This window comes from Hyphomonas sp. GM-8P, assembly GCF_003263315.1.
Classification (GTDB): domain Bacteria; phylum Pseudomonadota; class Alphaproteobacteria; order Caulobacterales; family Hyphomonadaceae; genus Hyphomonas.
Map to the genome: position 1 here is coordinate 1 of NZ_AWFE01000098.1, position 8073 is coordinate 8073.

The 8073-nt window shown below is 59.1% G+C and carries 8 protein-coding genes; 3 read left to right on the top strand and 5 right to left on the bottom strand.

The genetic code is table 11. The features are described 5' to 3' along the window. Positions 1-214: 214 nt before the first annotated feature. From HY26_RS19055 to HY26_RS15080, 3 genes are all read left to right on the top strand, one after another. Positions 215-547, top strand: a complete 333-nt coding sequence (locus tag HY26_RS19055) for a hypothetical protein (RefSeq protein WP_034767276.1) — start codon at positions 215-217, stop codon at positions 545-547. Between the two features lie 355 nt (positions 548-902). After that, on the top strand, positions 903-2732 hold the full coding sequence (locus HY26_RS15075) for a DUF1800 family protein (RefSeq protein ID WP_146740252.1): 1830 nt from the start codon (positions 903-905) through the stop codon (positions 2730-2732). 9 nt (positions 2733-2741) lie between these two features. Beyond that, the gene (locus HY26_RS15080) at positions 2742-4136 is read left to right on the top strand and encodes a DUF1501 domain-containing protein (RefSeq protein WP_112073969.1); all 1395 of its coding nucleotides are present in this window, start codon (positions 2742-2744) and stop codon (positions 4134-4136) included. Between the two features lie 8 nt (positions 4137-4144). Here the strand turns inward: HY26_RS15080 and HY26_RS15085 are convergent, their stop codons facing one another. The 5 genes from HY26_RS15085 to crcB are packed head-to-tail and all read right to left on the bottom strand — an operon-like array spanning position 4145 to position 7921. Beyond that, positions 4145-4987, bottom strand: coding sequence for an SDR family oxidoreductase (locus HY26_RS15085; RefSeq protein WP_112073967.1), 843 nt, complete (start codon positions 4985-4987; stop codon positions 4145-4147). 39 nt (positions 4988-5026) lie between these two features. Then, positions 5027-5743, bottom strand: coding sequence for an ATP12 family chaperone protein (locus tag HY26_RS15090; protein ID WP_112073968.1), 717 nt, complete (start codon positions 5741-5743; stop codon positions 5027-5029). 43 nt (positions 5744-5786) lie between these two features. After that, the gene (locus HY26_RS15095) at positions 5787-6482 is read right to left on the bottom strand and encodes an HAD-IA family hydrolase (RefSeq protein ID WP_034767283.1); all 696 of its coding nucleotides are present in this window, start codon (positions 6480-6482) and stop codon (positions 5787-5789) included. 12 nt (positions 6483-6494) lie between these two features. Beyond that, positions 6495-7541: an RluA family pseudouridine synthase gene (locus HY26_RS15100; protein ID WP_034767285.1), complete on the bottom strand. Its 1047-nt coding sequence runs from the start codon at positions 7539-7541 to the stop codon at positions 6495-6497. Then, entirely contained in the window at positions 7538-7921 is a 384-nt protein-coding gene (gene crcB / locus HY26_RS15105) for a fluoride efflux transporter CrcB (RefSeq protein ID WP_034767287.1), read from the bottom strand. The genes HY26_RS15100 and crcB overlap by 4 nt, the downstream gene beginning before the upstream one ends. Between the last annotated feature and the right edge of the window lie 152 nt (positions 7922-8073).

Sequence of the window (8073 nt, forward strand, 5' to 3'; positions counted from 1 at the left end):
TTGCGAGCCCCCCCCCCCCGCGTTTCCTCACCTCAAGACCGTCAGATCGCCGCTCACCCCTAAAAAACCGCCCCGGATGTTCGGTCCGGGGCGTCGCGCAAAACTCCACTATTCTGGCGGAGGAAAATATAGGTCTCTACCAGAGGCTCCTGCGCTCATCATAGCGAGGCCCGCCACGTCGGTGCGGAACTCCCTGAATGTCCGTCACCCGGCCATGACGGACGGTACAGCTGACACTTCTTTCGAAGTCGTGCCGGCGGCCCTCGAACTCCACTTCACGGAAGCGGACGGTGTATCCACGCCGGCCAAATGGCTGAGCCCAGGCACGGCTGTCGAAATCGACATCTCGGAATCCCATCCTGTGGGCTTCCTGTCTGATGCCTCTCCGGCAAACCTGGATCGCTTCGCGGCTCATCCGGTCACGATAATTTGGCGCATACCCGCGCGTCGCTCCGCGATAGCTGTACGCAGCCGGACGATAATCATAGCCGCCATGCCCGACCTCGATGAAGAGAGCGGAATTTTTTTCAAAGTCGGTGGCGACTGACGCTCGAACCGGCGGACTGTCCGCCGAGGCCGGGAGAGCGATGAGGGCTGACGCAGCAAAGGCAACGGCGGCCGCTCCGGAAGTCATGACGTGTTTCATCATGCCTGCAGAAAAACATGCCGTACCGGAACCGATGCTGAAATCAGCGTTCATTTCCCGTTGTCGGACGATTTTGTTGAAACCCCGTTTATTTCGGCCCCAAAACGAACACAATTCGCCTGTCAGGGGAAAGTGACCGCCCTCAACGGGCATATAGCTGCTATTTTATGAACCATTCCGTTTTTTAAGGTGACGAAACTCCGTGACACAGGCATTCGGTTGAATAAACCGACAATCCAGAACGGATGGTGGAGCCATGAACAAATCATCGGCCTGGAAAATTACGGCTGTTTCTCTCGCGGTACTGATGACTGCATGCGGTGGAGGTGGCGGAAGCGGCACGAGTAGTGGCGGCGATATTGCGACTCCGGTGTCTCCACCGCCCCCGTCCCCGCCGCCGGCATCTCCTCCGCCTCCCCCGCCGCCCGCGACCCAGGGAGATTCCGGATTCTCGACACCGGAAAGCACATCCCGCTTTCTGACGCAGGCGACATTTGGCCCGACAACGGAAGATCTGGACACATTCACGGGCACGAGCGCCTCGCAGTGGCTGGTCAATGAATTCGCCAAACCGGCGAGCCTCAATGTGGCCTGGGTGACGAATTTTCTGGAGGTACCAGGCTCAAGAGGAGATGAAGGCCTGGTCAATGACAGAGGTGCGGAAGGCCCCACGCACTCATTCTGGATCAACGCCATTACAGGTGACGATCAGCTTCGCCAGCGCGTCACCTTCGCTTTGTCGCAAATCATCGTTGTTTCGCATCATGACTCCTCAAGCTCGACTTTCCGGCGTCCGATTACGGTCGCCTATTATCAGGACATTCTGACCCGCAACGCATTCGGCAACTACAGGGAGCTGCTGGAGGAAATCACCTATTCTCCGGCCATGGCGTATTATCTGACCTACTTCAGAAACCAGAAGGAAGATCCCTATTCGCACCGAATGCCTGATGAGAACTATGCGCGGGAAATCATGCAATTGTTCACCATCGGCCTGAACGAATTGAATCATGATGGCACCCTCAAGCTCGGCGCAGATGGTCAACCCATTCCAACCTTCGACAATGACGATGTTTCCGGACTGGCGAAGGTCTTCACGGGACTGGCTCCGGACACAGGCGACTTCGATCAATACAACACAGGGATTCCACAGGCGTATGAGGCGCGGCCACTCGTCGTGTATCCGGCCTATCACTCTTCTTCGGAAAAAACCTTCCTCGGCACGACCATCCCCGCCGGGACAAGCGGAGAAGAGAGCATAAAAATTGCTCTGGATACGTTGTTCCAGCATCCCAACATGGGCCCATTCCTCAGCCGCCAGATGATCCAGCGACTTGTCACCAGCAACCCTTCACCTGCCTATGTGGGACGCGTCGCGACAGCATTTGAGACGGGCCAGTATACGCTTCCGGACGGCACGAGTGTTGGTGATGGGCGTCGCGGCTCGATGGAGGCGATGGTCGCAGCAATTCTCATGGACGCCGAAGCCAGGTCCGATGAGATGCTGGCGTTTGATACATTCGGAAAAGTCCGGGAGCCTGCGATCCGGTTCGCCCAATGGGCTCGCGCTTTTGATGCCTCAGCCGTTACCCCTGAAGATTCGTTCAATCCGTACGACGAAACGACAGACATGACGCTTGGCCAGATTCCGTATCAGGCCGCATCTGTGTTCAACTTTTATCGCCCGGGATATGTTCCTCCAGGCAGCGAGTCCGGCGCCGCCGGAATGACCGTTCCGGAACTTCAAATCACAAACAGCTCCACGCTCGTCGGCTACGCCAACTTCATGGCGCACTTCACTTTTGCGAAAGCCCTTCAAGGGAATCAAGCGCATAGCACCAGCTTCATTCCAGACTACACAGAAGAGCGTGCGCTTGCGAACGACCCCGCTGCGCTTGTCGATCATCTCGATACATTGCTCGCATCAAGCCAACTTACTGATGCAACCAAGAATAACATCGTACAGGCAATCGACGCCATACCGCTGACGAATGAGAACATTTACCGGTATGACGGACCGCTAGAGCGGATCGGCACAGCCGTCCTGATGGTTATGACGTCCCCAGAATATCTCGTGCAACGTTAGGTGATGGATATGAGTATTTCCCGGAGACATCTCCTCAAAGGCATCGGCGCTGGCGCGCTGAGCACAGCAACGCTGACGACCCTCGGAAGCGCGATGCGCGGGTTTCAGGCGGCAAATGCAGCAGAGGTCACGGATTACAAAGCACTGGTCTGTGTTTTCATGTGGGGTGGGTGTGATACGCACGATGTGCTGCTGCCTTATGACCAGACATCATATGACCAGTTCCGGAACATCAGATCTTCATTGCTCGCAAGTTATGGTGCAAGCCGTGACCGCAGCAGCCTGCTGCCACTCACGCCAGCAAATTCTGCAGACCTCGGCGGACGTCAATTTGCCATGCCGCCAGAAATGAGTGGGCTGCAAGGCCTGTTTCAGTCGGGTGATATGGCCTTTGTCGCCAACACCGGGCCATTGATAAGGCCATTGAACAAAACGCAATGGCGAGATGGGTCGGTGCCCGTACCCAAGCAGCTTTTCTCGCATAATGATCAGCAGTCTACCTGGTCAGCCAGCGCACCCGAGGGCGCCCAGTTCGGATGGGGCGGCCGCTTCGCAGATGCAGCTGTCGCATCCGGAGCAAACATCAACCGGGAATTCAGCACGATCACATCAGTGGGGAACGAGTTGTTCCTGACCGGACAGGACGTGCTGCCCTACCAGATCGGTCTCGATGGCGCGCCAGAAATCTACCTGCTGTCAGAGTACAATGACGACGGCATTTCAAATCTGTTGCGCCGCCACTTCACAGCTGCAGAATTCAATGGAAGCAACCTGATCGGACGCGACATCGCCCAGATTGCGGACAAGTCCGTGGTGCTCAACGAATCCTACAATCAGGCGGTCGCGAACCTCATTCCAATTTCAACACAGTTTCCGCGATCTTATCTGGGCGCGCAGCTACGCTCCATTGCGAATACGATCGCCATCCGGGATAGTTTGTCCGTACGCCGACAGGTATTCTATGCAGGCATAGGCGGATTTGACACACACTCGAGTCAGTCAGCCGATCTCCCTGCGCGACTCTCGGATGTCTCTGCTTCAATCACAGCATTCCACACAGCCATGCAGGAGCTTGGTATCGCAAACAGCGTGACAACATTCACTGCCTCCGAATTCGGGCGTACGCTATCGGCGAATGGCGACGGAACGGATCATGGTTGGGGCTCACATCACATGGTCGTCGGCGGTGCGGTGCAAGGCCAGAACATCTATGGCGAAGTTCCACCTATGGAGCTCGGGCATGTGCAGGATTCCGACAATGGCCGCCTGATCCCGACGACATCCGTTGAACAGTTTGCGGAACCCCTGGGCCGGTGGTTCGGATTGAATGATAATGAACTGGCGGCTGCGCTGCCGAACCTCGGCAATTTCACGGCCGCCAATCTAGCCCAGAACATCGTATAACCGGACGCTCAGAGCACGTAGTGATCGCCGGAAGCGCGGACGGTGACCTCGCCAACTGATACGCCCCACGGCTGATCAATCGCGTGCAGGACTTCGCGCGCGATGAAGGCCGGATCGAGGACGAGATAGTCGATGTTTTCCGGGTCGAGCGCCAGTCTGTCGAGTTTGCCTTCACGCAATGCACCCAGAGCCGTACTGAATTCGACCATATTCTGGCCCACAATTCCGATGACAGCTTCGGTATTGATGACGCCCGCACCAAGACCGGTACCGGGCACCCCCGTCGGTTTCACAATCGTGACCTTGATCCGCCCGCGTGACTCCATGCGCATCGATTCCGAGAGGAAATTGACCGCCGCTTTTGTCGCGCCATAGACACCGGCGCCCACGACCGGAAAATTCCCGTAGATCGACGAGATATTGATGATGTGCCCGCGCCCCTGCGACAGCATCTGGTCGTGCACGGCCACCATGCCGTTCAGCACACCCCGGAAGTTGATATCGATGCAACGATGCCAGGCGCCCATCGCCTCCTTGTGATCGGCGAAGAAAGCGAGTGGCATGATCCCGGCATTGTTGATCATCACATCAATCTGGCCGAAGGTTTCTACCGCCTTCTCTGCCAGAGCTACCATATCCTCCGCAGACGTCACATCTGCTTTGACCGCAACAGCTTCTCCACCAGCGGAACGGACCAACTCGGCCGTTTCCTCGGCCGCCTCAATATTGATATCCGCGCAGACCATGCGCGCACCGCGTTCACCGGCTTGTTGAGAAATCAGGCGCCCGAAGCCACCGCCGCCCCCAGTCACGACGATCACCTTGCTGTCTACGTAACCATTCTCCGCCATGTTTTCCTCCCATGCAGTTTAATTCATTCTTTTTGTGGCTCAGCGGAGCCCTCGCATCCATGCTTCCAGCGCGCGGGCTTCCTTGCGACGGGCTTCGGTGGCGGCTTTCGCTTCTTCGTCTTCCCCCCACTGCTCGATCTGCCAAGCCTCATCGACGCGGGACACTTCAAACGCGTCGGCTGCCGAGAGCTGGCCTTCGGCAACAGCCAGAGCCAGCAAGGCCGAGCTGAACAGGCCACAGCCGAAGAGTGTTCCGGTGAGACGGAAATCATCCATCTCCAGCGCGACCTGGCGCGCGGCCTCCAATGAGGCATCGGGCTGTGGTGATGCCAGCAGGCCTTCAACAGGCACTAGAAGAATATCGAGTTCCTGACCCGCCCATTCGCGCACCGGGCGCCAATAGGCTTCCTCGCGTTCGACCAGTTCTTCGGGGCCTTCCGCGATGTGGCACAGCAGGTCGGTCTCGCAATACCGAGCAAGTTCGTCGGCCATTTCCTCACGCGCTTCAGGCGTACGGTCGATGGCGACATTGGCCAGGCGCGTCAGGTGCATGGCGGCAAGGTCGATAATGTCGCCTTGTTCATTCCACTCGGCGGCAATGGCCCGGGCGAGGCGCTGGCTGGGCAGGCAAAGCGCTGCGCGGGCGGGCGTCTTAATGGTGCGCCCGTCGAGGGCAACGGTCCAGCCACCGGGCATCTGCTCGGCAGCGGCGTCTTTATAGAAGCGCTTGGGCTTGTGAGAAGGAGTATTCGTCATGGGTGCGCATGTACGCCGCGCAGGCCTTGTTTCCAAGAGACAACTACGCCCCTTGCTGTCCCCCTGCGGCAACGGACCTGAAATTCATGACGCTCTCGCGTAGTGTGCGGAATTCATGGTGCACCTCATGTGCACCGGCCTCTTCCAGCTCGTGGGCGGCCCCGAATCCCCAGCTGACGCCAAGCGACCGAACGCCAGCGGCGCGGCCCATGGCGATATCGTGGATGGCATCCCCGATCATCAGGCTCGCGTCTGGCTCCATTCCGAGCGCATCCATCGCCTGCAGCACCATATGGGGATGAGGTTTGCCCGGACCGTCATCGGCGCACCAGATCGTGTCGAAGAAATGTTCCAGCTGGTGCAGTTTGAACAGGCTTGCGATGCCTGCCCGTGTCTTGCCCGTCGCCATGGCGATCAGCCAGCCTTCATCGCGCAGGGCTTCCAGCGTTTCGAGCGCGCCATCATAGAGCGGCTGCTTAAAATCCGGACGGGCGCGGGCGCGTACCCACGTATTCCGGTAGTCCGTGACGAGCCGCTCGATCTCATCCACCGAGGCACCCGGCGCCAGCTGGGCGCATGCTTCGTGCAGACTAAGACCGACGATCCGGCGTGTATCGTCATATTCCGGGGGCACTAAACCGGACTGCCGGAAGGCTTCCACCATCACATTGTGGATCGTCTCACGGCTGTCGACCAGCGTTCCGTCGACATCCCAGATGGCAAGGCGCAGGTCAGTCATGGCTTCCAGACATCAGACAAAGGGCGCGAGCGGATCCTTGCCCGCTTCCTGCTCAAGGAAGCCGAGCGCCTCGAACGTCTGCTTCATGTGAGGCGGCAAAGGCGCAACGATCTGAAGCGGCTTGGCGTTGGGGCGAGGAATGATCAACGCACGCGCGTGCAGGTGCAGCCCCGGCGCGAGCCCCTGCGGAACCTCCCGGCGGCACTGGTATTTGAAATCGCCCAGGATCGAAGTGTTCATTTCCAGCATGTGGAAACGCAGCTGGTGCATGCGCCCGGTCAGGGGTTTCAAAGCAACCCACGCCGCGCGCTGACCAGCCGTCGAGATCACCGCATAATCGGTAATGGAATGGCGCGCGCCTTCCACGCCCTGGGCGGAGCGGAACATGCGTTCGCGATCGGAGTCCCGGCGTCCGCGCGTCTTCGGGTTCACAACGCGGTATCCGTCCTCTTCATGCTCGTCAGGCACGCCCTTCACCATCCAGCAACGGATCTGTCCGAATGGCGGGTTCGGCACAGCGACGGTGACAGCCCAGTAGACCTTGTCCATGTCGCGGCTGCGGAAGAGTTCGGCGAGCCGCGCAGCAGACGCCGGATGTTTCGCCACCAGAAGAACGCCGGACGTATCCTTGTCCAGCCGGTGGACCAGCACCGGCCGGTGCGTGCCATCGCTCAGAGACGCTAGCATGCCGTCAATGTGCTTGCCCTGCCCGGAACCGCCCTGCACAGCGAGACCGGCGGGCTTGTTGAGGGCAATCATGTCGTCGTCTTCGTAGAGCGTGATTTCACGCAGAAAGTCACGGTCTTCCTTTGACAGTTTCGCCGTCTTGTCAGGCGCCGGGCGTGCCTCATCGGTGCTCAGGATCGGTAGCCGAACCTGCATGCCGGCGGAAAGGCGGGTGTTGGACTTCGCCCGCGCGCCATCCACGCGGATCTGCCCGGTACGGAGCATCTTCTCTACCTGGCCCTGAGTCAGCTGCACGCGGCGCTTGATCCAGCGATCAAGACGCGTGCCTTCCTCCTTGGAGGTGACGGTTTCGGTGACGATCTGTCCGCTCATGCAAACACCTTCCGGGCCAGCCAGAGGCCGATGAAAAGCGCGACGAGACCCAACGCGACAGACAAGGCCGCATAGGCGACCGCACGGGACATGTCGCCAGCGCGGACAAAATTGGCAACTTCAAGCGAGAAGGCAGAAAAGGTGGTGAATCCGCCCAGCAGTCCAGTCGCCAGGAACAGCCGGAGCTCCTGCGGGCCGCCCTGCCCGCGAAACGCAAGCCAGCTGATCAGAAACCCCATGAAAAAGCTGCCGATAATGTTCACGGCAAAGGTGCCATACGGCCAATGATCAGGCATGTGGCGCACAGTAAACTGGCCCACTCCATGGCGCATGGCTGCGCCAAGGGCGCCGCCTGCCGCGACTGCTAGAAATCCGTTCATGGCCCGCCTTCTATCCGCTTCCGGCCCCGGGCGCCAGCGGCATGCCCAGCCCTCTTGCGCCGGGTCCAAAACGGGCTCAAATACCTTTCGGCGCGCGGGTGTAGCTCAATGGTAGAGCAGCAGCTTCCCAAGCTGACGACGAGAGTTCGATT

What these genes read in the sequence shown, in the direction of transcription:
- HY26_RS19055 (WP_034767276.1), top strand. Translation starts at nt 215, where the DNA reads ATGACGGACGGTACAGCTGACACTTCTTTCGAAGTCGTGCCGGCGGCC.
- HY26_RS15075 (WP_146740252.1), top strand. Translation starts at nt 903, where the DNA reads ATGAACAAATCATCGGCCTGGAAAATTACGGCTGTTTCTCTCGCGGTA.
- HY26_RS15085 (WP_112073967.1), bottom strand. Translation starts at nt 4,987, where the DNA reads ATGGCGGAGAATGGTTACGTAGACAGCAAGGTGATCGTCGTGACTGGG.
- HY26_RS15080 (WP_112073969.1), top strand. Translation starts at nt 2,742, where the DNA reads ATGAGTATTTCCCGGAGACATCTCCTCAAAGGCATCGGCGCTGGCGCG.
- HY26_RS15090 (WP_112073968.1), bottom strand. Translation starts at nt 5,743, where the DNA reads ATGACGAATACTCCTTCTCACAAGCCCAAGCGCTTCTATAAAGACGCC.
- HY26_RS15095 (WP_034767283.1), bottom strand. Translation starts at nt 6,482, where the DNA reads ATGACTGACCTGCGCCTTGCCATCTGGGATGTCGACGGAACGCTGGTC.
- HY26_RS15100 (WP_034767285.1), bottom strand. Translation starts at nt 7,541, where the DNA reads ATGAGCGGACAGATCGTCACCGAAACCGTCACCTCCAAGGAGGAAGGC.
- crcB (WP_034767287.1), bottom strand. Translation starts at nt 7,921, where the DNA reads ATGAACGGATTTCTAGCAGTCGCGGCAGGCGGCGCCCTTGGCGCAGCC.